23 protein-coding genes are annotated in these 24,585 nt (G+C 61.6%); 20 read left to right on the top strand and 3 right to left on the bottom strand.

The genetic code is table 11. The features are described from left to right. Positions 1 to 106: 106 nt before the first annotated feature. From ACZ5Y5_RS05150 to ACZ5Y5_RS05225, 16 genes are all read left to right on the top strand, one after another. Positions 107 to 1,498, top strand: a complete 1,392-nt coding sequence (locus tag ACZ5Y5_RS05150; protein WP_464810110.1) for an exopolysaccharide biosynthesis polyprenyl glycosylphosphotransferase — start codon at positions 107 to 109, stop codon at positions 1,496 to 1,498. A 150-nt stretch (positions 1,499 to 1,648) separates the two neighbouring features. Further along, positions 1,649 to 1,852: a hypothetical protein gene (locus ACZ5Y5_RS05155; protein ID WP_464810111.1), complete on the top strand. Its 204-nt coding sequence runs from the start codon at positions 1,649 to 1,651 to the stop codon at positions 1,850 to 1,852. Positions 1,853 to 2,267: 415 nt separating this feature from the next. Then, on the top strand, positions 2,268 to 3,341 hold the full coding sequence (locus ACZ5Y5_RS05160) for a hypothetical protein (RefSeq protein WP_464810112.1): 1,074 nt from the start codon (positions 2,268 to 2,270) through the stop codon (positions 3,339 to 3,341). A 26-nt stretch (positions 3,342 to 3,367) separates the two neighbouring features. Continuing rightward, positions 3,368 to 4,189, top strand: a complete 822-nt coding sequence (locus tag ACZ5Y5_RS05165) for a polysaccharide biosynthesis/export family protein (RefSeq protein WP_464810113.1) — start codon at positions 3,368 to 3,370, stop codon at positions 4,187 to 4,189. Beyond that, a complete protein-coding gene (locus tag ACZ5Y5_RS05170; protein WP_464810114.1) occupies positions 4,186 to 5,613 on the top strand; it encodes an ATP-binding protein in 1,428 nt (475 codons plus the stop codon). Before ACZ5Y5_RS05165 ends, ACZ5Y5_RS05170 begins: the two co-directional genes overlap by 4 nt. Then, the gene (locus ACZ5Y5_RS05175) at positions 5,610 to 6,968 is read left to right on the top strand and encodes a GNVR domain-containing protein (protein WP_464810115.1); all 1,359 of its coding nucleotides are present in this window, start codon (positions 5,610 to 5,612) and stop codon (positions 6,966 to 6,968) included. Before ACZ5Y5_RS05170 ends, ACZ5Y5_RS05175 begins: the two co-directional genes overlap by 4 nt. Then, positions 6,965 to 7,876 (top strand): P-loop NTPase family protein, encoded by a 912-nt coding sequence (locus tag ACZ5Y5_RS05180; RefSeq protein WP_464810116.1) that lies wholly within the window; start codon positions 6,965 to 6,967, stop codon positions 7,874 to 7,876. The genes ACZ5Y5_RS05175 and ACZ5Y5_RS05180 overlap by 4 nt, the downstream gene beginning before the upstream one ends. Further along, the gene (locus tag ACZ5Y5_RS05185) at positions 7,873 to 8,673 is read left to right on the top strand and encodes a WecB/TagA/CpsF family glycosyltransferase (RefSeq protein ID WP_464810117.1); all 801 of its coding nucleotides are present in this window, start codon (positions 7,873 to 7,875) and stop codon (positions 8,671 to 8,673) included. The genes ACZ5Y5_RS05180 and ACZ5Y5_RS05185 overlap by 4 nt, the downstream gene beginning before the upstream one ends. Further along, a complete protein-coding gene (locus tag ACZ5Y5_RS05190) occupies positions 8,666 to 9,943 on the top strand; it encodes a lipopolysaccharide biosynthesis protein (protein ID WP_464810118.1) in 1,278 nt (425 codons plus the stop codon). Before ACZ5Y5_RS05185 ends, ACZ5Y5_RS05190 begins: the two co-directional genes overlap by 8 nt. Next, positions 9,943 to 11,307: an O-antigen ligase family protein gene (locus ACZ5Y5_RS05195; protein ID WP_464810119.1), complete on the top strand. Its 1,365-nt coding sequence runs from the start codon at positions 9,943 to 9,945 to the stop codon at positions 11,305 to 11,307. The genes ACZ5Y5_RS05190 and ACZ5Y5_RS05195 overlap by 1 nt, the downstream gene beginning before the upstream one ends. Then, complete coding sequence (locus tag ACZ5Y5_RS05200) at positions 11,300 to 12,229, top strand: glycosyltransferase family 2 protein (protein ID WP_464810120.1); 930 nt, start codon at positions 11,300 to 11,302, stop codon at positions 12,227 to 12,229. The genes ACZ5Y5_RS05195 and ACZ5Y5_RS05200 overlap by 8 nt, the downstream gene beginning before the upstream one ends. Then, positions 12,226 to 13,170, top strand: a complete 945-nt coding sequence (locus ACZ5Y5_RS05205) for a glycosyltransferase family 2 protein (protein WP_464810121.1) — start codon at positions 12,226 to 12,228, stop codon at positions 13,168 to 13,170. The genes ACZ5Y5_RS05200 and ACZ5Y5_RS05205 overlap by 4 nt, the downstream gene beginning before the upstream one ends. Next, positions 13,170 to 14,138: a glycosyltransferase family 2 protein gene (locus ACZ5Y5_RS05210; RefSeq protein ID WP_464810122.1), complete on the top strand. Its 969-nt coding sequence runs from the start codon at positions 13,170 to 13,172 to the stop codon at positions 14,136 to 14,138. The genes ACZ5Y5_RS05205 and ACZ5Y5_RS05210 overlap by 1 nt, the downstream gene beginning before the upstream one ends. Beyond that, on the top strand, positions 14,135 to 15,265 hold the full coding sequence (locus ACZ5Y5_RS05215) for an endo-1,4-beta-xylanase (protein WP_464810123.1): 1,131 nt from the start codon (positions 14,135 to 14,137) through the stop codon (positions 15,263 to 15,265). Before ACZ5Y5_RS05210 ends, ACZ5Y5_RS05215 begins: the two co-directional genes overlap by 4 nt. Continuing rightward, the gene (locus ACZ5Y5_RS05220; protein ID WP_464810124.1) at positions 15,262 to 16,347 is read left to right on the top strand and encodes an acyltransferase family protein; all 1,086 of its coding nucleotides are present in this window, start codon (positions 15,262 to 15,264) and stop codon (positions 16,345 to 16,347) included. The genes ACZ5Y5_RS05215 and ACZ5Y5_RS05220 overlap by 4 nt, the downstream gene beginning before the upstream one ends. After that, positions 16,344 to 17,273, top strand: coding sequence for a glycosyltransferase family 2 protein (locus tag ACZ5Y5_RS05225; protein WP_464810125.1), 930 nt, complete (start codon positions 16,344 to 16,346; stop codon positions 17,271 to 17,273). Before ACZ5Y5_RS05220 ends, ACZ5Y5_RS05225 begins: the two co-directional genes overlap by 4 nt. Here the strand turns inward: ACZ5Y5_RS05225 and ACZ5Y5_RS05230 are convergent. Continuing rightward, positions 17,258 to 18,403, bottom strand: coding sequence for a glycoside hydrolase family 16 protein (locus ACZ5Y5_RS05230; RefSeq protein ID WP_464810126.1), 1,146 nt, complete (start codon positions 18,401 to 18,403; stop codon positions 17,258 to 17,260). The genes ACZ5Y5_RS05225 and ACZ5Y5_RS05230 overlap by 16 nt on opposite strands. Here ACZ5Y5_RS05230 and ACZ5Y5_RS05235 point away from each other — a divergent pair. Next, a complete protein-coding gene (locus tag ACZ5Y5_RS05235; RefSeq protein WP_464810127.1) occupies positions 18,387 to 18,671 on the top strand; it encodes a hypothetical protein in 285 nt (94 codons plus the stop codon). The two genes, ACZ5Y5_RS05230 and ACZ5Y5_RS05235, sit on opposite strands and share 17 nt — an antisense overlap. Positions 18,672 to 18,766: 95 nt before the next feature. Here the strand turns inward: ACZ5Y5_RS05235 and ACZ5Y5_RS05240 are convergent, their stop codons facing one another. Continuing rightward, positions 18,767 to 20,110, bottom strand: a complete 1,344-nt coding sequence (locus tag ACZ5Y5_RS05240) for a UDP-glucose dehydrogenase family protein (protein WP_464810128.1) — start codon at positions 20,108 to 20,110, stop codon at positions 18,767 to 18,769. A gap of 371 nt (positions 20,111 to 20,481) precedes the next feature. Next, on the bottom strand, positions 20,482 to 21,243 hold the full coding sequence (locus ACZ5Y5_RS05245) for a competence/damage-inducible protein A (protein ID WP_464810474.1): 762 nt from the start codon (positions 21,241 to 21,243) through the stop codon (positions 20,482 to 20,484). 91 nt (positions 21,244 to 21,334) lie between these two features. Between ACZ5Y5_RS05245 and map the strand changes: the two genes are divergently transcribed. The 3 genes from map to glnA all read left to right on the top strand — a co-directional run bounded on the left by map (position 21,335) and on the right by glnA (position 24,254). Beyond that, complete coding sequence (map, locus tag ACZ5Y5_RS05250; RefSeq protein ID WP_464810129.1) at positions 21,335 to 22,159, top strand: type I methionyl aminopeptidase; 825 nt, start codon at positions 21,335 to 21,337, stop codon at positions 22,157 to 22,159. Positions 22,160 to 22,401: 242 nt separating this feature from the next. Next, entirely contained in the window at positions 22,402 to 22,740 is a 339-nt protein-coding gene (locus ACZ5Y5_RS05255) for a P-II family nitrogen regulator (RefSeq protein ID WP_464810130.1), read from the top strand. Between the two features lie 101 nt (positions 22,741 to 22,841). Further along, positions 22,842 to 24,254 (top strand): type I glutamate--ammonia ligase, encoded by a 1,413-nt coding sequence (gene glnA, locus ACZ5Y5_RS05260; RefSeq protein WP_464810131.1) that lies wholly within the window; start codon positions 22,842 to 22,844, stop codon positions 24,252 to 24,254. The last annotated feature ends 331 nt before the right edge of the window (positions 24,255 to 24,585 follow it).

A 24,585-nucleotide genomic window follows, 5' to 3' on the forward strand; every position in this document is an offset into this window, starting at 1 on the left:
CCTGCTGCTCCGCAACATAAATCACAAGGCAGCGGATGTCTGATGCACGCAAGCCGATCTTCGGGTCGGCTAGTCGTTTGACGTCAGGACATAAAAAGGGTTGCAGATGTCGAAAATTGATCTGGCGATCGAAGGGTCTCCTAGTCGCCAGCCCGTAACGGCCGCTGTTCAGCGGAATGTGAGGCTTTGGCTGTGCTTGTTGCTGCTGGTGGCCGATATGGCCGCGCTGGCGACAGGATTTGCGCTGGGCCTTCGTGCGGCTGGCATTCCATTGTTGTCGGGCGAGTTCTGGCAGCCGCTTGCGGGCGGCATGATCGTCTATGGCGTGGTCGCCTTTCACAACCAGGCATATAATCCCGTTTGCCTGACCCGCGTGACGCCAAGCTTGCGGAATGCGTGCCTTGCCTTGGCGGGGACTTTGCTGATCTTCCTGCTCGCCGTCTTTTCCTTGAAAGCAACAGGGCAGCTGTCGCGGCTGGGGATATCTGCAGGCATTCTGTGCAGCAGTGCGCTGCTAGTGGTGCAACGGCTGCTGATCGTGCGGACGGTGCGGCGCAATTTCAGTGACAACCTGTTCGCACAATTGCTGATCATCGATGGCGGCACGATCCCGGATGATGTAAGCGGCATGGTGATCGTCGATGCCGAAGCCGCGGGGATCAAGGCTGATCTTGACGACCCCTACATGCTGCACCGTCTGGGCACCTTGCTCCGCGATTTCGACAGGGTCGTCATATCCTGCCCTGCCGATCGCAAGGCCGACTGGGCACAGATGCTAAAGGGCGGCAATATTCTGGGCGAGATTATCGTCCCGGAGTTGGACCATATGGCGCCGTTAGCCGTTCAAAATTATCGCGGCGTATCCACGCTGGTCGTGGCGCGCGGGCCGCTCAACCTCGCGAACCGGGCGAAGAAGCGTCTGCTGGATATCGCCATTACGGTGCCGCTGGTCATCGCCTTGGCGCCGCTGATGGTCGCCATCGCCATCGCGATCCGTCTCGACTCGCCTGGTCCGATCTTTTTCAAGCAGGAGCGGATCGGCCGTGGGAATCGGCTGTTCCATATCCTGAAATTCCGCAGCATGCGCGTCGAACAATGCGACTCGGCTGGTGCAGCCTCTACGCGCAGGGATGACAACCGGATTACCCGCGTCGGCGCCTTCATCCGGAAAACCAGCATCGACGAATTGCCTCAGCTGATCAATGTGCTGCTGGGCGAGATGAGCCTGGTGGGCCCACGTCCACACGCCTTGGGGTCAACTGCCGAGGAGCAGCTTTTCTGGCAGGTCGATCGCCAATATTGGCATCGCCACGCTCTCAAGCCCGGCATCACCGGCCTGGCGCAAATCCGTGGCTTCCGCGGAGCCACCGAAACGCGGCGCGACATCCTGAACCGGGTCGAAGCGGATCTGGAATATCTCCATGGCTGGAGCTTGATGCGGGACATCGCGATCCTCATCGGGACCTTTAACGTCTTGGTTCACCGCAACGCCTACTGATCCAGTCGCCGCCACCTCGGCGGCGACTGGGCTTTTTGCACCACGCCCTTGATTTTGCGACGAAATGATGACGTTTTCACTGGTCTGAGAACTATTTGTTAACCGTAAAATAGGATATGTCCGTTATCACGAACAGGGCGGACAATAAACGTGGCGGACGATTTTGCGGCGGTTGCCGTTGCGCAACCTTCTTCCTTGAACAACACGGCGAGCGAGCGCAGCAGGCTCACCTATGAGGCTCGCCCCGAGATTTTTGCCGATCGGGCGGAACGCGGCGTGGAAACCTTTTCGCGCTGGGCTGGCATCATCAGCTTCGCAGCCGCGATAGCGGCAATCATCTGGTTCATCTTCTAACCAGACTCGCCCCGCGACCTTTCTGCCAGATGAACGGGAGGCTGTGCTAACCTTGCTCCCGGATGAACAGCTTTAGACAGCAACTAAGTTGTTCGCTTTAGCCATTTTTGCGACCAACTGAACCGTTGCATAGGCGCGACAAACCGCTTCAACGGTGGTTCGTTTTGCGTGCAAACGCGACTAGCATGCCTTCATTGCTGCAATGCAATAAAGGGTCGCACGTTTGGTTATTGCTTACACTCCCGGTTTTCGGAGACGCTTGTTCGCGTCCGCAAAACAAGAATTATCTTGGTCTCGCTGCGCGGCAGCGGCGGTGCTGAGCAGCGCCGTCATGGCTGCTGCCTGCCTTCCGGCGAATGCACAAACGGCCAACGCACAAACTTCAACAGTCAATGACGACGCCCGCATCAAGGCGATGGGGCTGCAGGCCACGGCTGGGCTTGATCTGCTGTACGACGACAATGTCTATCGGGTGGATGACCGTATAGAGAATCCCACCAAGGACCTGATCGTCACGCCTTGGGTAGAACTCACCTATGGCAAGCCCATAGGCAGGCATGATCTGCTGCTCAGGGGACGAGTCGGTTATGACCGGTTCATCTCCGAAGGACAGCGGAGCAAGCTGCGGCTGGACACAGAAGCCAAGGCGGTAATCCGCTTTGGCGCGACCTGTTCGATCACGCCGATGGCATCCTATCGCCAACAGCGCGCGGACTATGGCGACATCAACCAGCAGACCGAAAATCTCCAACGCTTCACGACGTTGGGCGCGGAACTCGGATGCGAGCGGCCAGGACTGTTTCCGGTGGCAAGCTACCGGCGCGATCTGACGCGTAACGACGATGCGTTCGACTATGCCGATCAGACCAGCGACACTTATCTGGCAGGGATCGGCTATAATATGCCGAGCCTTGGAACGATCACGGCCTTCTACGAGCGGGTAAACAGCGACCGCCGGAAGCTGGGCATCGAGAACCGGACCAACAGCTATGGCGTCCGGTTCAAGCGCGCGGTCTCACCGATCACGCAGATCGATGCGGAGGCCCGCTGGCTGGACGTCAACAGCGACTCCCCGGCGGTGGGCAGTTACAATGGACTCGGCTGGGATGTCAGTCTGTCGAGCAGCATCGTGCCAAGGCTGAAACTGACCGCTACGACCGAGCGCAGCATCGTCAATGACAGCCTGATCGCCAGTGGTTTCGCAATCCGTACCCGCCATCGCATAGAAGGCGAGTTCGCCATTTCCGAACTGACCTCGGCAGGGCTGTATGGAGAATGGGAACGGCGCAAGTTCAGGCAGGACGCAGCGCTGCGCCCCTTCTCAATCACCGCAGACCGGAACCAGCGCTTTGGCGCAATGCTGAAGCGCAAGCTGACCGATCGCGCGGACATTACCCTCGATGCGCAGCACTATAAGCGGCGCACCGACACGGATGTCGCGGAATATAGCGGCACCCAGGTGACGCTGGGCGCGGCGCTTCGATTTTGACCCTCAAACATGAAGGAGCATGAGCTGTGAAAGCAGAGACCCTCCTGACCAGCCTTTCGATCTTCCTTGCCGCGGCCGGTTCAACGGCGGCGGCGTCAGCCCAAACAGCCGGAGCGGCCGCAGCCACCGCGGCTGCTCCGGCGCAGTCGGTTGCGGACGCCGGTTATCAACTGGGCCCAGATGACGAAGTGAAGATCGCAATTTTCGGTCAGCCCGACCTTTCGACCACGACGCGGATCAAGGAAGATGGCACGGTTACGCTCGCGCTGATCGGGCCGATCTCCGCCCGCGGAAAGACCACGTCGCAACTCGCTCAGGCGATCTCCAGCAGCTATGCAAGCGGCGGCTTCCTCACCAACCCCTCCGTCAATGTGGAGGTGAGCAACTATGTGAGCCGCTTCGTCACAGTCCTGGGCAATGTGCCGCAAGCGGGCAATTATCCGCTGGATCGCGGCTATACGGTGGCATCCATGCTGGCCAAGGCCGGCGGATCGACCAAGGATGGAGCGAACGCCGTCATCCTGACCCCAGCCGATGGCAGCGGGCCGGTGCGCATTTCACTCGCCGACATGGCGGTGGGCGGCAGCAGGCAGTTGAAGGCCGGGGACATCTTGTTCGTGCCGCCAGCCGAGAAAGTCTATGTCTATGGCCAGGTGCAGCAGCCGGGCGCCTTTTCTTTCGTGCCAGGCCAAAGCTTCCGCCAAGCGTTGGCGCTGGCGGGAGGCCCGACGCTGGCCGGTTCCACAAAACGCATAAAAGTACGCCGGGGGGGGAAGGAAATACAGGCGAACCTGGATGATCCGGTTCAGCCTGAAGATGTCCTCATCATCCGGGAGAAGCTGTTTTGACCGCAATCGATCATGGCTTCGTGAACGACCGGCCCAGTGGAATGCTGGACTGGCTCATGTCCTTTCGCCGCAACATGGCGAGAACCGACGCGCCTACGGGGGAACCACGCGTGATAGCGGCTGAGCCCCTGCTACTCGACACGCCGGCCCCGCCGGGGTTTCGCTCGATCCAGCAGGAGGAAGTAGCTGACGAAGGCCCCCGCCCCCTTTCGATGGGCGCAATGGCCGCGCCGCTGAAGCCGATCAGCCTGCGCCGGGACTCCATCTACAGCGCGTTCAGCACCGCAATGCCGGTGACGGATCGTCATGGCCTGGCCGGCCGCAACAACGAACTGGAGAAGCTGGTCGAAGCGATCGTCGTTCAGCGGAAACATGCGGTGATCTTCGGAACCCGAGGTTCGGGCAAAACTTCGCTGGCCCGGGTGTTCGGCGATCTGGCGGACGAGGCCGGCTGCGTTGCGCTTTACGGGTCAGCGAGCGGCGACGCCGATTTCGACTCGCTGTTCCGGCCCTTCCTTTCCGAACTGCCGATGAGCGCGTCCGGGCAGGAAAAGGCGCGCAAGCTGATGAACGAGCCGCTGGACGTGACCCGACTGGCGGCTCTGCTGGTGGAGGATGTCCGTCAGCGTTCGATCCTGATCCTGGATGAATATGACAGGGTGCGATCGGACGAGGCGAAGTCCGATGTCGCGACGCTGCTGAAGCTGCTCACCGATATCCACTCGCCGGTTCAGGTGGTGCTGGTCGGCATCGCAGGCGATGTGGACGGTCTGATTGCGGCCCATCCCTCCCTGCGGAGGCATATCGCACCGCAACGGGTAGCGCCAATTCCCAAGCCGGAGCTGGAAAGACTGCTGATGAGCTGCGCTGATAATGCACGCTTGGGTCTGGATCCCGATGCGCTGGATGCGCTTGCAGGAGCAGCGATGGGTTCCCCCTATCATGCGAGACTTTTCGGGATGCAGGCGGCGCTTGTCACGGAAGCAGGCGGACGGGACCGAATGACCCTTTCCGACGTGGAACAGGGTCTTGCATCTGCTCTGGAAGACTGGGCCGAGATGAGCGGGGCAACGCATGCGCTGTTCCGGCGGGTATTGTGGGAAGCCAGCGCCAGCCGGCGCATGATTGCGCTTGCGGGCGTGGCTGCATCGCAAATGTCGATGATTTCCTATGACCGGCTGGTGCGGCTTGGCCATGAAGTGTTGGGCGGCGGGACGGTTAATGAAAGCCAGGCGGCTGACGCGATGCGGCGGCTGGAGCCGGTACTCACATCCGTGCCGGGCGGCGAGCTGTTCATGTTCGAAGACACGCTGGCGCCGCAATTTCTGCTGCTGATGGCGAAGCAGCCAGTGCCTAGCGCGCCCCCTGCCCCGACACCTGCCGAAGAAATGCGGGCCATGCTGAAGGGAGTGGACGGGCTATGACCATGAACCCAATCGATCTGCTGTCCGCAGTGCAGGCCCGCTGGCGGATGGCGGCGGTCATCGGGGGCATATTGTTCCTGATCATCGCGATCGCCGCCTTCAGCCAGCCACGGCAATATATGGGCACGGCATCACTGCTGCTGGACCTGTCGCAAACCGACCCGACCGACACAAATGCGGCGCAGGGAGCGAAGCCCGACACCGATGCGATATTGGGGACCCAGACCGACATCATCCGCAGCGGCAAGGTGATGAATGCAGTCGCCAAGGCGGCCGGCTTCGTCGATGCGCAGCCGGCCGACATGCCAGCCGACGCGCGGGTACAATCGGCAGCCTCGCAGGTTGCCAAGAACATGACGATCACGACCGGGCGGCAGAGCAATGTGCTGCAGATACAGTATCTGGACCCCGATCCGCAGGTTGCCGCGAAGGTCGCCAATCTGATCGCCACTACCTACATGCGCGAGCAGGTGGAACTGCGCGCTTCCCCGGCTCGCGGCTCGGCGAAATGGTTCGATGACCAGACGCAGGAAGTACGCCGCCGCTATGAGATGGCGCAGAAGCGCCTGTCCGATTTCCAGCGGGCGCATGACATCATCGGCCTCAACCGCATGGATCTTGAAGCCGAAAAGCTGAAAAACATGTCCTATCAGCTGACGCAGGCGCAAGCCGAAGCGGCCGCCGCGCGTGGCAAGGCTGGTGCGGGCGCGGTGTCGGACATCGAGGGTTCGCTGATCGTGCAGAACTTGCAGGAGCAGGTCGCGACCCAGTCGGCCAAGGTTTCCGAACTTTCGAAGACGCTGGGACCCAACCACCCCAGCATGACGGCCGCAAACGCCTTGTTGGCGGAGCTTCAGTCCAAACTGGCGGGGGCACGGGCGAGCCAGGCCGGTGCAGTCAGTGCGAACAGCGTGGCTGCGAACCGACGGGAAGGCGATCTCAAGTCCAACCTGTCGGGACAGGAAGACCGCATGATCCGCATGTCGGAGGTGCAGGATCAGCTCATGGTACTCCAACGCGACGTCGATGCGGCGCGGCAGACCTATGACACGGTGCGCCAGCGTTTCAACGAGGCCACCCTGAAGAGCCAGATCTCCCAGCCAAACGCCAGTCCGTTGGACGAGGCCAGCGTACCCCTGCTGCCCGCCAAGCCAAACCTGATGCTGTGGCTGATCGCAGGTATCGCGTTGGGGCTCGTCGGCGGCGTGGCGGCTGTCATCGTCGCCGAAATCCTGAAGCCGCGCGTTCGCTCCGCTGCTGGAGTGGCGCGCGCGACGGAAGTCGAAGTCATTACCGAACTGATGCCGGTCCCGGTCCGGGGCGGCTGGTTCTTCAAACAGCAGGAGGCCGCATGAGACTGCGTTCCACGGCAGGCGCCCCACCCCATATGATGCCGGGCGGTGGCGCAACGGCTGCCTTGCGCCCCCGCGTGCGGGACAATCACAGTTTCGCCAAGCTGGCCGTCGACCATGGATTCCTCGCGGAATCCGATGTGAACCGCGTGGATGCGCATGCCCGGAAACAGGGCCTGCCCTTCCATGAAGCGGCCGTCGAACTAGAGATGCTGGACAGCGAGGCGGCTGGGCTGCTCGCAGCGCTGGCGGGCGGCTTCTCGCTACTGCCGGCGGGAGATCAGCGGATCGACCCGTTCGTGGTCGCCGCGTTCGATCCGGCAAGCCCATATGCCGCCAAGATACGGACGGTTAGGGCCAAGCTGAAGGCTGCGGCCAAAGCTGGCGACCCTTCCTCTCTGCGGCTGGCGGTGCTGTCAGTCGATGCCGGAGACGAAGCGGCGATCATGGCCGCCAACCTGGCGGTGGTCCTCGCACAGATGGACGGCGCAACGATGCTGGTCGACGTGGACATGGGCAATCCGTCGCTCGATCGTCTTTTCCGTGTCGCGAACAAGTCTGGGCTCGCCGAGCAGTTGATGGGCAGCGCGGCGCTGCTCCCGGCCGCCAAAACCGCGATCGAGGGGCTCTGGCTGATGACTGCTGGTCGGGCTTCGGGCAGCGCGTCAAGCATGATCACGCGGGGGCCCCTCGCTGAAACCGCCAATGGCTGGGGGCTAAAGGAAACGTCGATGCTGTTCTACCTTGCCGAGCGCAAGGGTGAGCAGACGCCTTTCGGCAGCATCCTGGCGGGGTTCGACGCCGTCGTCATCGTCGCGCGGCGAGGTGATACCGCAATCGCCGACATGCGACGCATCATCGACGATCTGGACCGGCAGGGCGTGCCGATCGCCGGGACGGTAATCGCATGAGTGCCGAACAGGCGCTGCGCCAGCCCTTTCCTTCGACGGATGGAACGGAGAAAAGCGTGATGGTGGGGGGCGTGCCCGTTTCCACCCTCTCGCTCGATGCGCTGATCAACAAGATGGTGCGCGATGCGCCGCTTCGACGGATGCAGAAGGAAGCGCCCTTGCTGGTGTTCGACTGCAATGGGCAAGGACTGTCCATGAATGCGAGCGATGCAGCATTCCGGGCGGATCTAGCGCAGGCGGACCTGATCCATGCTGACGGGCAGATCATCGTCCTGGCGTCTCGCTGGTTCAGCCAGACGCCGATCGCGGACCGTTCCAGTACGACCGACATGTTCATCGACAGCCTTGGCCGGGCAGCGGAGCATGGCGTGCGCTACTATCTGCTCGGCGGCGAGGAAAAGGTGAACGCCGAATGCGCCCGCCGCATCACCGAGGCGACGCCGGGATTGGAACTGGCCGGACGGCGCAACGGCTTCTGGTCTCGGGAGGAAGAAGACGCGCTGATCGAGGAGATCAACGCGGCTGCGCCCGATGTCCTTTGGGTAGGTACGGGCAAGCCACGCGAGCAGGCATTCTGCGTGCGCAACCGCGACCGGATCAAGGCAGGGTGGATCGTCACCTGCGGCGGACTCTTCAACTATGTGACGGGTGATTATCCGCGAGCGCCGATGTGGATGCAGAATGCCGGGCTGGAATGGCTGCACCGGATGGCGACGCGGCCACGGCAACTCGCCTGGCGCTATATCACGACCAATCCGCATGCCCTGTGGCTGATCTGGAAGCATCGCCATGGCTGATGGCGCGGCGGCGGCGGGCCGCATGAAGAGCCTCGGTAGCCTGTTCGGCCGCTTCGGCCTGGCCAGCCTGTCATCCGCGATCGTTTCGGTCAGCCATCTGGGCGTGCAGCTGTTTTCGATCCATCATCTGGGCACGGCGGCGATCGGGACGCTCGCCTTTCTGCTGGTGATCATCCAGTTCGGCTACAGCCTGTCCAATGCTCTCGTTTCGACGCCCTACACGATTGCGGTCAACCAGGGCGAGGAAGCCGATGGCAAGTCCTTTGACTTCTTCTTCCCGGTGAACTTGTTGCTGGCGCTGAGCCAGGGCCTGATCTGTGCAGGGATAGCATGGGTCACGGCGTCGCCAGCAGCCGCCATAATGTTCGGATTGGCAGGGACATTGTCGCTGATACGCTGGTTCGGGCGGTCCAACGCCTATGCGCATCACACGCCTGCCCGCGCCGCGCGGTCGGACCTTGCTTATGCGGGAACGATTGTCGCCGGACTGCTGATCGCGAGCCGCACCGGCGCGGATCTGGCGAGCATCGGCGGAATGCTAGTCGCGGCGAGCATCGTAGGACTGCTGCCCTTTGGCTTGGCCTATGTGCAACGCCACGTCGCGATGGGTCCAGGCAGGGCGCTCAGCAGCTACCGCCCTGTGTGGCGCGAGCAATCCGGCTGGACACTGGTCGGCGTGCTATCAACGGAAGCGACCTCCAACTCACACAGCTATATCGTCACCTTGCTCGCGGGCCCCGCAGCCTTTGCTCCGGTCGCGGTGGGGATGCTGTTCTTCCGACCGGTGAATGTGTGCATCACAGCGCTCACCCAGTTGGAGCGGCCGCGCATGGCCCGAGCGGTGGCGAATGGCGATCATGACGCAGCAATCAAATCAGAGCGCATCTTCATGGGCGCGCTCGTCTTCCTGTGGGCCGCCACCTGCCTCGTAGCGGCAGTCGTGCTCTTTGGGTTTCCGCAGTTGATCCTGAAGCCCACACTCGATCATGAACTGGTCGCCATCGCAGTGGCTCTCTGCGCGCTTCTTTCGCTGGTCCAATGCGTGCAGACGCCGATGAGCGTGATGACGCAGGCGCGCAAGGCTTTTCGGCCGCTTGCGAGCCAAAGCCTGCGCAGTTGCGGCGTAGGGATTGCGGCCGTGCTGCTGCTGACAATCACGACGGCGCCCATCTTCTCGATCGCAGGCGTGGTCCTGTCACAGCTGGTGATGATGCTCGGCATTTGGCAGCTCGACCGGAAATGGCGTGCTCAGCAAGGAGCGCCGCGCTGATGGCGTCTACCTGGCAACGGATCGGCCATGCCCCTGCCCCCGCCCCTTCTGCCGCCGCGCAGGAGAGCCGGATGGTGGTGGTCGCGCAGATTTTCTATTTCATTTTCCTGATGATGGTCTTCATCGGTCAGCAGCCATTTGCGTCGCGTACGCAGGACGAGCTGGTGGCGATGGCTGCGGACAATGACGGATCGGACCTGTTCAAGCAGGCGCTGTTCATCGGCTTTGCGCTGCTTCTGACGGCGGTGCAGGTGCTGCGCCAGCACCCGTTGAAATACCGATTCACCTTCTGGCCGCTGGCGATCATGCTGGTCTGGTTCCTGATCACATGCAGCTGGGGCGTCGATCCGTTCGTATCCTTCAAGCGGGTGATGCAGCAGTTCATCGTGATCTACATCACCTTCTGCGCCCTTGCGCTGATGGGGCCGGAGCGACTGTTCACAGCGCTGCGATGGGCATTGATCACCTCGCTGCTGATCTGCTGGACCTCGATGCCGCTGACGTCCGCTGCGGTGCATCCGCCGACCGAGAGCGACAAAGCGCTGATCGGCGCATGGCGCGGCTTCTTCTTCCACAAGAACATCGCGGGCGCGGTGATGGCGCTGTGCTTCATCGTGTGCGGCAATGCGTGGATCGACCGGCGCAAATGGTATTATGCGCTGTTCGCGGTCATGGCCTTTGTCTTCGTGATCGGAACGAAGAGCAAGACGTCGCTGGCGCTCTGCGTCGGCATGCTGGCGATCAGCAACATCTATCGCGCGCTCAGCGACAATACGCAGAAGCGAGCCATTCTTCTGCTGATGCTCGGCTTTGGAATGGTCGGTTTCCTGGCCCTCTACATCGCCTATCAACCCACAATCGAGCGGCTGTTTGCCGACCCTACCAGCTTCACGGGACGCGTTTCGATCTGGCGGGTGGTGTTCGATTATCTGGCGGATCACCCCTATCTCGGCGCCGGCTTCGGCGGCTTCTGGCAGGTGGGCGCCAATTCGCCCGCCCACGACTATCTGAACCAGGAGTTCCAGATGCTGACCGCCCACTCGCATGACGGTTATCTGGAGATACTGGTGACAACCGGCCCGCTCGGCCTCGTCATGTTGCTGGTGAGCTTTCTCGCGCTGCCCGCTTATTGGTTCCTCACCGGATCGACCAAGGAAAACCAGCATCTGATGGTGCCAGCCTTCGCGGTCTGGGTGTTCGTCATGTACCAGAATCTGCTGGAAACCTCCTTCTTCGACAAGGACCGGCAGGTCTGGGTGATCTTCCTCGCGGCGGTCGCAACCGCGCATGCAACCTTCAAGGCCAAGCCGCGCCCGCAGTGGCGGCGGCGGCAGCTTGCCTCATCGGAGACGGCCTATGGCTAGGATCACCATCTGCGTCGCAACGTGCAACCGGCCGCAGGGCCTCCGGCGGACGCTGGATTCGATTGCAGCACTCGATACACGGCACAGCATTGAGGTGCTGGTGGCTGACAATGACGCGGATCGCCAGGAAGGCATCGGCGTAGTCGAGCGCCTTGCGTCGCAAGGCTATCGCTGGCCCATCAAGGCCGTGCTTGTGGCGGAGAGAGGCATACCGCTGGTGCGCAATGCGCTGGTGGCGCAAGCCATGGCGCGCCCCGGGATCAGCTATGTCGCGATGCTCGACGATGACGAAGCTGCGTCGCGCAACTGGATTGACGCCATGGTCGACGCGGCCGAACGGTGGAACGCCGATGTCGTCGGTGGCGCGGTGGCGCGCGAGATGGACAGCCACCTTGCCCCTTGGGCTGCGCGGCATCCGTTGCTGCAGGCAAAACGGCGCGGCAAGTCTGGACTGGTAACGCTGGTGGACAGCACTGCCAATGTGCTGATCGCCGCCAACGCATTGCGCCAGATGGGCGAGCGGCCCTTCGACGACCGCATGGCGCTGACCGGCGGGTCGGACAAACAGTTGTTCAGCCGCATGGCCCGTAAGGGCTTCCGCTTCGCCTGGGCCGAAGAGGCGCTGGTGACGGAGTTGATCCCCGCCAGCCGCGTGACGGCCAAATGGCTGCTGATGCGCGGTTATCGCCTGGGCATGACCGACATGATGGTCGAGCGGTTCCACAAGGGCCGGATGCGGACCTTGCTGGGCGAAGCTCCACGCATCGCGGCGGGCGTTCTGGTGGGCACATTAGGCGCGGCAGCAACGCTGGACCGGGGGAAGCGGGTCGTCAGGCTGGGCAAGCTTTATCGGGCGGCGGGCAAGATCGCCGGCATTGCCGGGTTTCAATATGAAGAATATCGAAAGGTGCACGGCGCATGAAAGATGCAGCCCCCTTCTTTTCCGTTGTCATTCCCCTCTACAACCGGGCCGATATCGTCGGCGACACGATCCGGTCTGTGCAGGCGCAGGATTGGCAGGATTTTGAGATCGTCATCATCGATGACGGGTCGCGCGACAATCCCGCGCCGGTGATCGAAGCCATCGGCGACCCCCGCGTGCGTTATATCCGGCAGGACAATGCAGGCGGTGGAGCTGCGCGCAATCGCGGGATCGAAGAGGCGCGTGGACGCCACATCGCTTTCCTCGATTCCGATGATCTCTTTTTGCCAGGCAAGCTGTCAATCATGGCCAACGCACTTGCGGATGATGATGGCCGAACCGTACTTTATTCGCGGATGAAGGTTGATCGCGGGGTCGATCGTTACTGGATCCGCCCCGATCGTGGCATCCGCGATGGCGAGGATGTCGGCGAGTATCTGTTTTGCGCCAATCAATTCATGCAGACATCGACAATGGTCGTGCCCGCCGAACTGGCGCGTAAAGTGCTGTTCGACCCGGCGCTGAAGAAAGGGCAGGACCTGGACTTCTGCGTCCGCCTGCAAGGGGCTGGCGCGCGTTTCCGGATGATCGAACAGCCACTCACGGTATGGCTGGATGCTACCGAAGCGGGCCGCACCTCCTATGTCCGGGGCTATGAAACCTCGCTCGACTGGCTCGACCGCTGCGGCCATATGCTGACGGATCGCGCGCGGCGGGGCTATCGCGCTACGGTGCTCGCCTACCACATGGCGCCAGTGCGGCCGGTAATGGCGTTACGCGACCTTATCGTCGGGCTGTTGGCAGGCGGAGTGCCACCTAGGGTAGTCGCCCGGCAGGTGCTGCGCTCCTATCTGCCCAAGCCGCTCTACCGCTCGCTGGTCAATGGGTTCGTGCTGCGCTTCGGCAAGGGCGAAGCGGCGCATGGCGGGGCGCAGTCGTGATGAGCGCCTGGCAACCCCCATCGCAGCTGCAAGCTGCCGTCGCCCAGCCCGTCTTTTCCATCGTAATCCCCACCTATCAGCGGCGCGATGCGGTCGTCGCGGCCGTGCTCTCAGCCCTGGAGCAAAGCATTGCCGTCATCGAGGTGATCGTCATCATCGACGGATCGACTGACGGCACGGAATTAGCGTTGCAGGCGATCAAGGACCCGCGCCTTAAAATCATCGTGCAGCAGAACAGAGGCGCGTCTGCCGCCCGCAATGCAGGGATCGACCATGCCCGCGGGCGCTATATCGCTTTCCTGGATTGCGACGACCGCTTCCTGCCGCATCATCTCGCGGACCTCCTGCCGTTGCTGGAGGAGAGCGATGACGTCGTCGCCTATGCGCAGGTGCTGGCCGACCGGGGTGGCGGGCGTAATTTCCTTAAGCCTCCGCGCGCGATCGCGCAGCATGAACGAGTTGACCGCTATCTGATGTGCGATCGCGGGTTCATCCAGACGAGCAGCGTGGCGCTTCGCCGCTCCCTCGCGGAAAAGGTCCGCTATCGCGAGGATGTAAGGTTCGGCGATGACACGGACTTCGCTTTGCGCCTGTCGCTGGCGGGCGCGCGTTTCGTCATGGCGGACCGGCCGGGGACCATCTGGGCGGACAGGCAGGCGCAGGACCGATTGTCGCAGGTGCGCGGCAATATCGGAAATCTGTCTTGGCTCGTCGACCTGCGGCCGCATATCTCGCCGCAGGCCTTTTCCGGCTACATGGGTTGGCACGCAGCGAAGAGCATCTGGCCGACGAGTCGCAGCCGCGCGATCCGTTATTATCTCGCAGCGCTGCTCCGTGGCGCCTATGGGCCGCGTTTGGCGGGTGCGGTGCTGATGCAGATCATCCTCCCTGATGCCTTGTATCGCCGCATTTGCGATCGCTGGATCGACTTCACACGAATGTTGATCGGCCGGAGGCAAAGACTGTGAGGCGGCGCGATTTCCTTGCAGGCGCGGCTGCGCTGGCCGCCTGTTCGCCCCTGCCCCCCGGCGTCGCGCGGGATGTCTCTCGCTACGGCCTTGCGCAGCATGCGCGCCGGTCTGGCCGCCATTTCGGCGCGGCCGTCAAGTCGCGGTTGCTGCGGGAAGACGCAGCTTTTCGTGCCGCGATCGCTCGGGAATGCGACATGGTCGTCCAGGAATATGAACTCAAGCGCGGCACCACCGAGCCGAAGCCCGGCAAATATGATTTCAGCGGCGCAGACCAGATCATCGATTTCGCCCAAGAACATGGCATGCGCGCACGCGGGCATGCGCTGGTCTGGTATGCGGCCAATCCTCCTTGGCTGGAGCCTGCGCTGAAGGCCGCGAACAACGGCCGGGATCGGCAGCGCTTGATGACCAGCTACATCGATGTGGCGATGCGCCGCTATGCCGGGCGGATAAGCGAATGGGACGTCGTCAACGAGGCGATCGAACCCAAGGAAGGCCGCGCGGATGGCATGCGGATGGGCAGCATGTGGATGAAAGCGCTGGGCGAACATTATATCGACACCGCATTTCACATGGCGCGGGAGACGGACGGGCGGGCGACATTGTTTCTGACGGATTTCGGTCTGGAACATGACTCTCCACGCTGCGAGCGACGGCGTACAGCGATGCTGAAATTGTTGGACCGGCTGCTCGGGCGCGGCGTGCCGATCGACGCCATCGGGATCCAGGGGCATCTGAAACCCTATAAGGAGCAGTTCAATGAGCGGCAGTTCGCCGACTTCCTGCGCACCTTGAGCGGCTACGGCCTTAAGCTATCCATCACCGAATTTGACGTTGCCGACCGTGGCGGCCCGCCGAGCCCTGAAAAGCGCGACCGGGAAGTCGCCTCCGTAGCGAAGGCTTTTCTGGACGTGTCGCTCGACAATCCCGCCATGGGGTCGATTCTCTGCTGGGGTCTGTCGGACCGCTATTCCTGGCTGTCCAATTTCCCGGAATATAAATGGCCTGACGGCCAATTGTCGCGCGGACTGCCGCTTGACGCGCGGATGGGCCGCAAACCGCTATGGGATGCGATCGCCGCTGCCTTCGATGCCGCGCCTGTTATCGGGAGGCGCAGCGCATGAGAGTGGCGTCACTTACCGGGCTGCGCGGGGTCGCTGCCGTTTCGGTGCTGCTGTACCATATCCCGCATCAGCCAGCTTTCGCTCAGTTCGCCATCCCCCTCTTCTCGCGGGCCTATCTGGCGGTTGATCTGTTCTTCATTCTCAGCGGGTTCGTGATTTCCTATGGCTATCACGATCGAGTGGTGAAGCATTTGGGGACGTCGAGTTATATCGACTTCCTGGTCAACCGCATGGCTCGCGTCTGGCCGCTGCACCTGATCGTGACCCTGGTGTTCGGATTGCGCATCCTGCTCAATGTCTCGGGCAACCAGTCTATCGACCTGACAGCTGCGAATATCGTCAGCAACCTCTTCATGGTGCAGAGCTGGGGCTGGGGCACGCAGCCGATTGCAGGCAATAGCTGGTCGGTGAGCACCGAAGTTGCCGCTTATCTTATCTATCCCCTAATCGCGATCATCGCCTTCTCCCGCTGGGCATGGGCGCAGGCGGCGTTGTGCATCGGGCTGCTGGCGCTGGTCGCTTCATCGGGACTGGGCTCCAGCGGGCCGCTGGATGTCAATGACAGCGACAGCGTGCTTACGCTGCTCCGTTGCCTCGCCGGCTTTTCCTTGGGCGTGCTGACCTTCCGGGCTGCGGACAAGCCCTGGTGCAGGGCGCTGATCGATCGTCGGGGTGGCTTCGCGCTGGTTTGCGGCCTGATTGCGCTGGCGCTGCTGCTGCCTGGTGCAGATGTGCTGGTGGTCTGTCTGATGCCTGCACTGGTATTGAGCTGCTATTATGACGGGGCTGCAGCGCGGGCGGTGATGGCCAATCCGCTGAGCTTCCATCTCGGGCTGATCAGCTACTCCATCTATCTTTGGCATCCACTGGTACGCGACGTCGCCGCGCGCGCGATGGGCGTGGCGCAGCGGCATGGGATTGTCGGCTTTGACGGGCTGTTCGTGGCTGGAATGCTTGGCGCGACTTGGCTGATCTGTTGGGTAAGTTATCTGCTGATCGAAGTACGCGGGCACCAACTGATCAAATGGCTGCAGCGCGGCAGGCCGGAGCGGCCGCGCGTTGTCGAGGCCGCGGCGCCATGACCACAGGCAAGGCAATCTGGATCGCCATACCGACCTTCCGGCGCCCGGCGGAACTGCACCACCTGCTGGTGACGCTCGCAGCCATGCTGGACCGACGCGACGTCATGCTGCTGGTCGCGGACAATGATGGCGAAGCGCAGCAAGGGGCCGCTGTCGTGCAAGCGTTGCAGGAGGAAGGCTATCCGCTTCCCCTCATGCTGCTGCCGGTGCATGAACCGGGTCTCTGTGCTGTGCGCAATGCGATATGCGCGGCCGCGATGGCCGATCCAGCAATGCGCTTCATCGCGATGATCGATGATGACGAGTGGCCTCAGCCAGGATGGCTGGACGCGCTGCTCACCTGTCAGGCGCAGGTGGGCGCCGACGTCGTCGCTGGCCCCGTTGATTTTCATTTCACCGGCGCCCCACCGCGTTGGGCGCGCCAAACGCTCGTGTTCAGGCCGGAACAGCGTGCCTGGGGCGCAACGGATATGCTGTGGGCAAGCAATAACCTGCTAGTGAGCCGGAGAGCATTGGAGCTCATCAAGCGCCCCTGGTTCGACATGCGCTTCAACCGCAGTGGCGGCGAGGATCTAGATTTCCTGGCGCGCCTGCGGGAAGCGGGCGCACGTTTCGCATGGTCTCCCCAAGCGCGGGTGAGTGAATGGGTGCCTGCCGAGCGCGCGAAGCTTTCATGGGTATTGAAGCGTATGTGGCGGATCGGTTTCACCGAGACGCTTGCCCGCCGAAAGCAGCGGCCTGGCCATGTGGGACAGATGATATTGCTTGGCCGGACCTTGGGGGTCCTGACGATCCGGACCGCTGGGCTTGCAGCGCTCCTGCTGCCCGGCACGCGCCGTGTGGACATTGCCGGGCAGTGGATCAAATGCTGGGGACGCCTTTATGCCCTCTCGGGCGGCGCCCACAGCCATTATGGCGCGCTATAGATGCGGAAGCTCTTGATGACCATGTCGCCCGAGCCGTCATCATAGGCGCTGTTGGCTTTCACTGCCACGTCCATGATGGGATACCAGCGATGGCCCTGGAAGGGATTCACCGACTGGTAGGTCTCCACACCATCAACGAACCAGGTGATATAGTCCCGCTGGATGTCCACTGCGAAGCGATGGAAGTCCTGGGAATAGCCCTTGAGCCCATAAGCCTGTTCGGTCTGGATGGTGACGCCCCGCTGAAAACTCCGCACGCCGCCTGAGCCGCCATGGATGGTTTGCCCGATATGCCGGTCGAAATCCCAATAGCTCTGGTAGCCAAAACCTTCATAAATATCGATTTCGGGTGGCCAGCCGCTGGTCGAGATCAGCCAGAATGCGGGCCAGGAGCCTCGGCGGTTCGGCATCTTGGCCTCCCATTCATATTGGCCATAACCAATTTGCGAGGCGAGGAAGTTGCGGCCATCCAGTACCGATGCGCCATAGTACCAGTTTTGCCCTTCATAATAGATCGGCGTTTTCAGCTTCTGGCTGTGCAGGACCAACCCCTGCGTACCCCAATAGACTGGCCCTTCGACCCCGGGGAAAATGCTGGAATCGAGGTACAGACCAGTCTCGCCATTGGCGACCTGGGTCCGGCCATGCGACAGCGACGTCGCCCAGCGATCCCAGCCCCCGTCCGGCGAACGTTTATGGGTTTCCTTCTTGAGTTCGAACTGAAGCGTGCCCGTGGCGGCAAACGTCCGCGGTTGACGGAAGGCCCCGCTCGCCTTCGCGGTCGGCGTGACGCTGCTCGTTGCCGTGATGGTGGCGAGCGACTGGCCCTGCAACCCACCCCAAGGCGCCTCGCGCAGCTTGAGCTGGAATTGCTGGCCCTCCGCAGCGCTGATGATAGGGACCTCCACCGTCTGGACGAGTGGATCCCCCGGGCGGAAGATCACGACCGTATCGACCGTCTGGTAATTATAGCCCGACAGCGCGCGTAACATGCCCGATCCGTTGACAGTGATGATACGAGCAATGATCGTGTTCGGCGTCGGACGATCCAGGGTCACCGGCACGTAGGCGGTGCCGCTGCCTGGATGAACAGTGGCATTGCCGAGTGAAAGCGTGGCCTTCTCCGGCAATTTTGTGCCACTCGCGAAATCAAACGTCGAAAAGCTGGATGTGATCGTCGCAGTCGTGCCGCTCGTTGGCGAAGTCGTGGAAGTTCCTGTTCCAGCTTCGACGGAGCCGAGTAGAGTCGTAGTCGATCCTGTTGCCGTTCCCGTTGTTGTCGATCCAATGGAAAGAATGGTCGCAGCCCCCGCCGCCGCCACGCAAAAAATCGATATTCCGGCTCCAACCATGGAGCCGGTCAGCCTGATATTCATGTTTGCAACCCCCGCTATTTAGCCCCTTTAGGGTCCTATAGGGAGGTTAACAAAATCTTCCGGTCAAGCACGGCTCACCGCAAAGCCGCAGCATTTGCGATGAGCCGCTGCCAAGGATTATTCCGCCGCCTGGATCAATGGTTCAGGCTCTGGGGTCGCGCCGCGACCAACGCTGACATAAGCGAAACCGGCGGCCTCAGCATCTTCGCAACGGTAAATGTTGCGCAGGTCAACCAAGCCATCGCCGCTCATCACGGATCGCAAACGCGGTAAGTCGAGCGCCCGCAGCGCGTCCCATTCCGTCACGATCACTACAGCTGCTGTTCCTTCAGCGGCAGCGTAGGGGTTGGCGCAAAATTCCACGTCGTGCAGCATCGTCCGCGCGGCATCCATCCCTTCGGGATCATAAGCACGCACCTGCGCGCCCGCGTCCTGGAGGGCCTGTATAATCGAGAGCGACGGCGCATCGCGCATGTCGTCCGTGTTTGGTTTGAAGGTAAGACCTAGCACCGCGATGCTCTTGCCACGGACCGAACCGTTGCATACCGCCACGACCTTGCGGGCCATTGCGCGCTTGCGGCTTTCGTTGATGGCGACAGTAGTTTCGATAAGGCGGATCGGCGCGCCTGCATCCTCCGCCGTCTTAACCAGCGCCAGTGTGTCCTTGGGAAAGCAGGAACCACCATAACCGGGACCGGCGTGCAGGAACTTGCTGCCGATCCGGTTGTCGAGACCGATCCCGCGAGCAACCTGCTGCACGTCAGCTCCGACATGTTCGCACAACTCGGCGATTTCGTTGATGTAAGTGATCTTCATCGCCAGGAAGGCATTCGCGGCATATTTGATCAACTCGCTCGTGCGACGGCCGGTGAACTGAATCGGCGCCTGATTGAGATAGAGCGGGCGATAGACTTCTTCCATCGCGGGACGAGCCCGATCATCCTCTATGCCGATGACGATCCGGTCTGGACGCTTGAAGTCCTGGATTGCCGCACCTTCCCGCAAAAATTCCGGATTAGAAGCGACGGCAAACTGAGCCGAGGGATTGGTTTCCCGGATGATGCGGTCAACCTCGTCCCCAGTGCCGACCGGAACAGTGGATTTGGTCACGACGACAGTAAAGCCGTTTAGCGCCGATGCGATCTCCCGCGCAGCATCATAGACATAGCTGAGATCAGCATGCCCATCGCCCCGGCGGGCAGGCGTACCTACCGCGATGAATACGACGTCAGCTTGCGCCACCGACGCGGCGAGGTCGGTTGTGAAGGTCAGCCGGCCTCCCTTTACATTGCGCGCTATCAGGTCTGCTAAGCCAGGCTCATAGATCGGCACTCCGCCGTCGCGAAGAACGGCGATCTTCGATGCATCCTTGTCTACGCAAATGACATCATGGCCAAAGTCCGCAAGGCATGCGCCAGACACCAGTCCGACATAGCCCGATCCGGTCATCACGATCCGCATCACCTATTCTCCTTCTAAAAAGCGGCACATCCCTGGAAACCGGTCCGTCGAAGCAGGACGCACGAAGCCGCCCGCAGAATTGCGGAAGAACTCGGCTCAGCCATTCGCCATTGACCGGGCTCGGGTTTGAAGCCCAACGACCCATGCTGTTTTAGCCAGCAATTGATGCAGCGCAGCATAGCGCGCCCCATGCTCCTCATGCAACACGGCCTACCGCTCTCGCACCACATATGGACGCGGATCAGGGACTTACAGAGCCGCTGGTGAGTGACGACGGAAGACCACGGAACTCGTCACCAGCGGTAGCAGGAACTCCCGACTGGACGATTAATCAAGAAATGCCAGCTTCGCCCGAGCGGATTTGGAAGCGCCTAAATCCCGCCAGCGACCACCGGCCATCCCCCCTGCTCCAGCCCAGCGCTAAGGTCAGCGACGCAACGGTCGAGTTCAGCTGCATCCGTTGAGCGGATGACGAAATTCGCGCCTGTCCGCCCTTCACGAAAAAAGGGATAGCTGCCGATCTGACAGCCTTCATGCGCGCGTTCGGTAGCCGCAAGGAGGTCCGCTATCTCGCTTTCCGCGACCCAGCAGCCGATCTGCGCCGAAAGCACCGGCTGGCCGCCCTCTAGCGTGCCGGTCAGCGTATCGAGCATGCCTGCCGTGATATGCGGGACCCCGGCCATGATGAAGATATTGCCGTGGCGGATGCCAGGCGCGCCCGACATGCGATTTTCGATCAGGCTGGAGCCGGCGGGCACTCGTGCCATACGCAAGCGGGCGTCGGTTAGGCCACCGCGTGTCTCATAATAGCCCTGCAGCATGGCGCGCGCTTGAGGATGGATTTCCACATCCACCTCCAGTGCCCGGGCGATCGCATCGACGGTGATGTCGTCATGGGTCGGGCCAATGCCTCCGGTCGTGAACAGATAATCATAGCGCACCCGCAGCGTGTTCACGGCTTCGACAATCGCATCACTGTCGTCGGCAACCACGCGGACCTCGCGCAGGCGGATGCCCTGCACGTTGAGCCAGGAGGCGATCTGGGAGACATTCTTGTCCTGCGTGCGGCCGGACAGAATTTCGTCTCCAATAACGATCAGCGCGGCTGTCCAGATGCGTTCGGGTGCTGGCATGAGGCTGGCCATAGCCTCTGCATGTCCTGCTGCCTAGCCCGGTGCGAACGGGGCCTCGCAATATCCGGTTCGGCCGCTTATAATCACTTGTATGACCGAATATATGACGATGACGGCGGACGCGCCGATTTCCCGATCGACGGCGATCAAGCTCTATGACACGGCAGGTTTTGAGGGCATGCGTAAGGCCGGGCGGCTAGCTGCCGAAATATTAGATGCGCTGGTTCCCCATGTGATGCCCGGCGTGGCCACCAGCGAGCTGGACGATATCGTCCGCCGCATGACGCTGGACGGCGGCGGGGTGCCCGCCACTCTGGGTTATCGCGGCTATACGCACAGCTGCTGTATCTCGCTCAACAATGTCATCTGCCATGGAATTCCGGGCGAACAGAAGCTGAAGGAAGGCGATATCCTGAACATCGATGTGACGCCGCTGGTCGATGGCTGGCATGGCGATACAAGCCGGATGTTCATTGTCGGCGAGACCAGCATCAAGGCGCGGCGGCTGGTGGAGGTGACTTACGAATGCCTGATGCTGGGCATCGAGCAGGCTAAGCCAGGCAACCATCTGGGCGACATCGGCTACGCGATCCAGAAGCATGCGGAGAAGCATCGCTATGGAGTGGTACGCGATTTCTGCGGCCATGGGCTGGGGCGCGTGTTCCATGACAGCCCGGAGGTCGTCCATGTCGGTCGCCCCGGCACCGGCCCAGAGCTGCGCCCGGGCATGTTCTTTACCATCGAACCAATGATCAACATCGGCAAGCCCGGTGTGAAGATGATGGAGGATGGCTGGACCGCCGTTACCCGCGACCGCACTCTCTCGGCGCAGTTCGAACATAGTATCGGTATCACAGAAACGGGCTGCGAAATCTTCACAAAGAGCCCTGCCGGGTTGGATGCGCCGCCCTATTGAACGGGCGTCAAGCTGCCCAAAAAACAGGCACCATGTGATTATCTTGCCATGATTTCGGGCAATATGGACAAAGATTGCCGCATCGCCGAAAGCGGGACTTAGCGATTCGCCAATTGGCACGGTAATTGATTGTCGCAAGGGACGGCGCATGTCTCGGGGGGCATGATGATCGTCGCTGGAACGAAGGACTGGACGGCGGGGCATCCCGTCATAAAGCGCGCGCGTGGGTTGGGATTAAAGTGATGAAAAAGATCGAAGCGATCATCAAGCCGTTCAAGCTCGACGAAGTGAAGGAAGCCCTGCACGAGGTAGGCGTGTCCGGCATCACCGTCACCGAAGCGAAGGGATTTGGGCGCCAGAAAGGGCACACCGAACTCTATCGGGGCGCTGAATATGTCGTCGACTTCTTGCCCAAGGTGAAGCTGGAGGTCGTCGTCGATGACTCGCTAGCTGACCGCGTGGTGGAGGCGATCTCCGCCGCGGCGCAGACGGGACGGATCGGTGACGGCAAGATCTTCATCACCGCGATCGAAGGCGCGGTGCGCATCCGCACCGGCGAGCGCGACAGCGACGCCATCTAAAAACGCGACACTCCGTTTTCCGGCGGCTTCGCAAGAGGCCGGCGTATTGCAACATCCACTACCCCTTCGGGGGGGTATTTTTGAGAGAAGGGCAAGTTCACATGGCTAACACGCCAAAAGACATCCTGAAGATGATCGAAGAAAAGGAGATCGAATGGGTCGATGTCCGCTTCACCGATCCCAAGGGCAAGTGGCAGCACCTGACCATGGTCGCTTCGGTGCTGGGCGAGGATGAACTGACCCAGGGCCTGATGTTCGACGGCTCGTCGATCGAAGGTTGGAAGACGATCAACGAATCGGACATGATCCTGAAACCCGACCTGGACGCCGTCTATGTCGATCCGTTCAGCGCGACCCCGATGCTGATCCTCTTCTGCGACATCGTCGAACCCGACACCGGCGAACTCTACAGCCGCGATCCGCGTTCGACCGCGAAGCGCGCGGAAGCCTTTGTTAAATCGGCTGGTTTTGGCGACACCGTCTATGTCGGCCCCGAAGCCGAATTCTTCATGTTCGACGACGTCCGCTTTGAGAATGACTATTCGCAGAGCTACTTCAAGATCGACGATATCGAACTGCCGACCAATACCGGCAAGGAATATGAAGGTGGTAACCTTGGTCACCGTCCGCGCGCAAAGGGCGGCTATTTCCCCGTCGCTCCAGTCGATCCGGCCACCGACATCCGCGCCGAAATGGTTTCGACCATGCTCGAAATGGGCCTGCCCTGCGACAAGCATCACCATGAAGTCGCCGCTGCCCAGCACGAACTCGGCCTGACGTTCGGCACGCTGGTCCAGACCGCCGACCGCATGCAGATCTACAAGTATGTCGTGTGGAACGTCGCCCAGGCCTATGGCAAGACTGCGACCTTCATGCCGAAGCCGATCGCGCAGGACAATGGTTCGGGCATGCACACCCACATGTCGATCTGGGAAGGCGGCAAGCCGCTCTTCGCGGGCGAAGGCTATGCCGGTCTGTCCGACACCTGCCTCTACTTCATTGGCGGCGTCATCAAGCACGCCAAGGCCCTGAACGCCTTTACCAACCCGACCACCAACAGCTACAAGCGTCTGGTGCCGGGCTTCGAAGCGCCGGTTCTGCTGGCCTATTCGGCTCGTAACCGTTCGGCATCCTGCCGCATCCCGTACGGCGCCGGCGCCAAGGCGAAGCGGGTGGAATTCCGCTTCCCCGACGCGATGGCCAACCCCTATCTTTGCTACTCGGCCCTGCTGATGGCAGGTCTCGACGGCATCGAGAACAAGATCCATCCGGGCGCCGCGATGGACAAGAACCTGTACGACCTGCCGCCGGAAGAACTGAGCCAGGTGCCGACCGTGTGCGCTTCGCTGCGTGAGGCACTCGACTCGCTGGCCGCCGACCACGACTTCCTGCTGAAGGGCGACGTGTTCACCAAGGATCAGATCGAAGCCTATATCGAACTGAAGTGGCCGGAAGTGTACCGTTGGGAAATGGCTCCCTCGCCGGTCGAATTCGACATGTACTACAGCGCCTGATTTCGTTCAGGAACTGCAAGAAACAAGGGCCCGGTCGCGAAAGCGGCTGGGCCTTTTTCCTGCTCTCCTAAAGCGGTCTGAGCGTCCCCAGTTCGCTACTATTGTCTACTCCTCTTCCGTTCGGAAGAGAGGGTACCGAGCGGCGGTACAGCCCGCAAAGAAAAGCACAATTGCGAAAGGGCATCCGCCTCTCCCTCGCCCTATAGAGGGAGAATGGCTGGACGCGGCCAGAACCTGAAGACGGGGGTGAGTCACCGTGTCAGCGAACCGAAGAGAAGCTAACTCCGCTTGCCCATCCCAAGCTCCTCCGCTGAACGGGAAAGGCTACGAG

The organism is Sphingobium sp. TomTYG65 (assembly GCF_055395525.1).

What these genes read in the sequence shown, in the direction of transcription:
- ACZ5Y5_RS05200 (WP_464810120.1), top strand. Translation starts at nt 11,300, where the DNA reads ATGGCTAGGATCACCATCTGCGTCGCAACGTGCAACCGGCCGCAGGGC.
- ACZ5Y5_RS05185 (WP_464810117.1), top strand. Translation starts at nt 7,873, where the DNA reads ATGAGTGCCGAACAGGCGCTGCGCCAGCCCTTTCCTTCGACGGATGGA.
- ACZ5Y5_RS05240 (WP_464810128.1), bottom strand. Translation starts at nt 20,110, where the DNA reads ATGCGGATCGTGATGACCGGATCGGGCTATGTCGGACTGGTGTCTGGC.
- ACZ5Y5_RS05225 (WP_464810125.1), top strand. Translation starts at nt 16,344, where the DNA reads ATGACCACAGGCAAGGCAATCTGGATCGCCATACCGACCTTCCGGCGC.
- map (WP_464810129.1), top strand. Translation starts at nt 21,335, where the DNA reads ATGACCGAATATATGACGATGACGGCGGACGCGCCGATTTCCCGATCG.
- ACZ5Y5_RS05175 (WP_464810115.1), top strand. Translation starts at nt 5,610, where the DNA reads ATGACCATGAACCCAATCGATCTGCTGTCCGCAGTGCAGGCCCGCTGG.
- ACZ5Y5_RS05160 (WP_464810112.1), top strand. Translation starts at nt 2,268, where the DNA reads ATGGGGCTGCAGGCCACGGCTGGGCTTGATCTGCTGTACGACGACAAT.
- glnA (WP_464810131.1), top strand. Translation starts at nt 22,842, where the DNA reads ATGGCTAACACGCCAAAAGACATCCTGAAGATGATCGAAGAAAAGGAG.
- ACZ5Y5_RS05220 (WP_464810124.1), top strand. Translation starts at nt 15,262, where the DNA reads ATGAGAGTGGCGTCACTTACCGGGCTGCGCGGGGTCGCTGCCGTTTCG.
- ACZ5Y5_RS05195 (WP_464810119.1), top strand. Translation starts at nt 9,943, where the DNA reads ATGGCGTCTACCTGGCAACGGATCGGCCATGCCCCTGCCCCCGCCCCT.
- ACZ5Y5_RS05245 (WP_464810474.1), bottom strand. Translation starts at nt 21,243, where the DNA reads ATGCCAGCACCCGAACGCATCTGGACAGCCGCGCTGATCGTTATTGGA.
- ACZ5Y5_RS05190 (WP_464810118.1), top strand. Translation starts at nt 8,666, where the DNA reads ATGGCTGATGGCGCGGCGGCGGCGGGCCGCATGAAGAGCCTCGGTAGC.
- ACZ5Y5_RS05210 (WP_464810122.1), top strand. Translation starts at nt 13,170, where the DNA reads ATGAGCGCCTGGCAACCCCCATCGCAGCTGCAAGCTGCCGTCGCCCAG.
- ACZ5Y5_RS05150 (WP_464810110.1), top strand. Translation starts at nt 107, where the DNA reads ATGTCGAAAATTGATCTGGCGATCGAAGGGTCTCCTAGTCGCCAGCCC.
- ACZ5Y5_RS05180 (WP_464810116.1), top strand. Translation starts at nt 6,965, where the DNA reads ATGAGACTGCGTTCCACGGCAGGCGCCCCACCCCATATGATGCCGGGC.
- ACZ5Y5_RS05255 (WP_464810130.1), top strand. Translation starts at nt 22,402, where the DNA reads ATGAAAAAGATCGAAGCGATCATCAAGCCGTTCAAGCTCGACGAAGTG.
- ACZ5Y5_RS05205 (WP_464810121.1), top strand. Translation starts at nt 12,226, where the DNA reads ATGAAAGATGCAGCCCCCTTCTTTTCCGTTGTCATTCCCCTCTACAAC.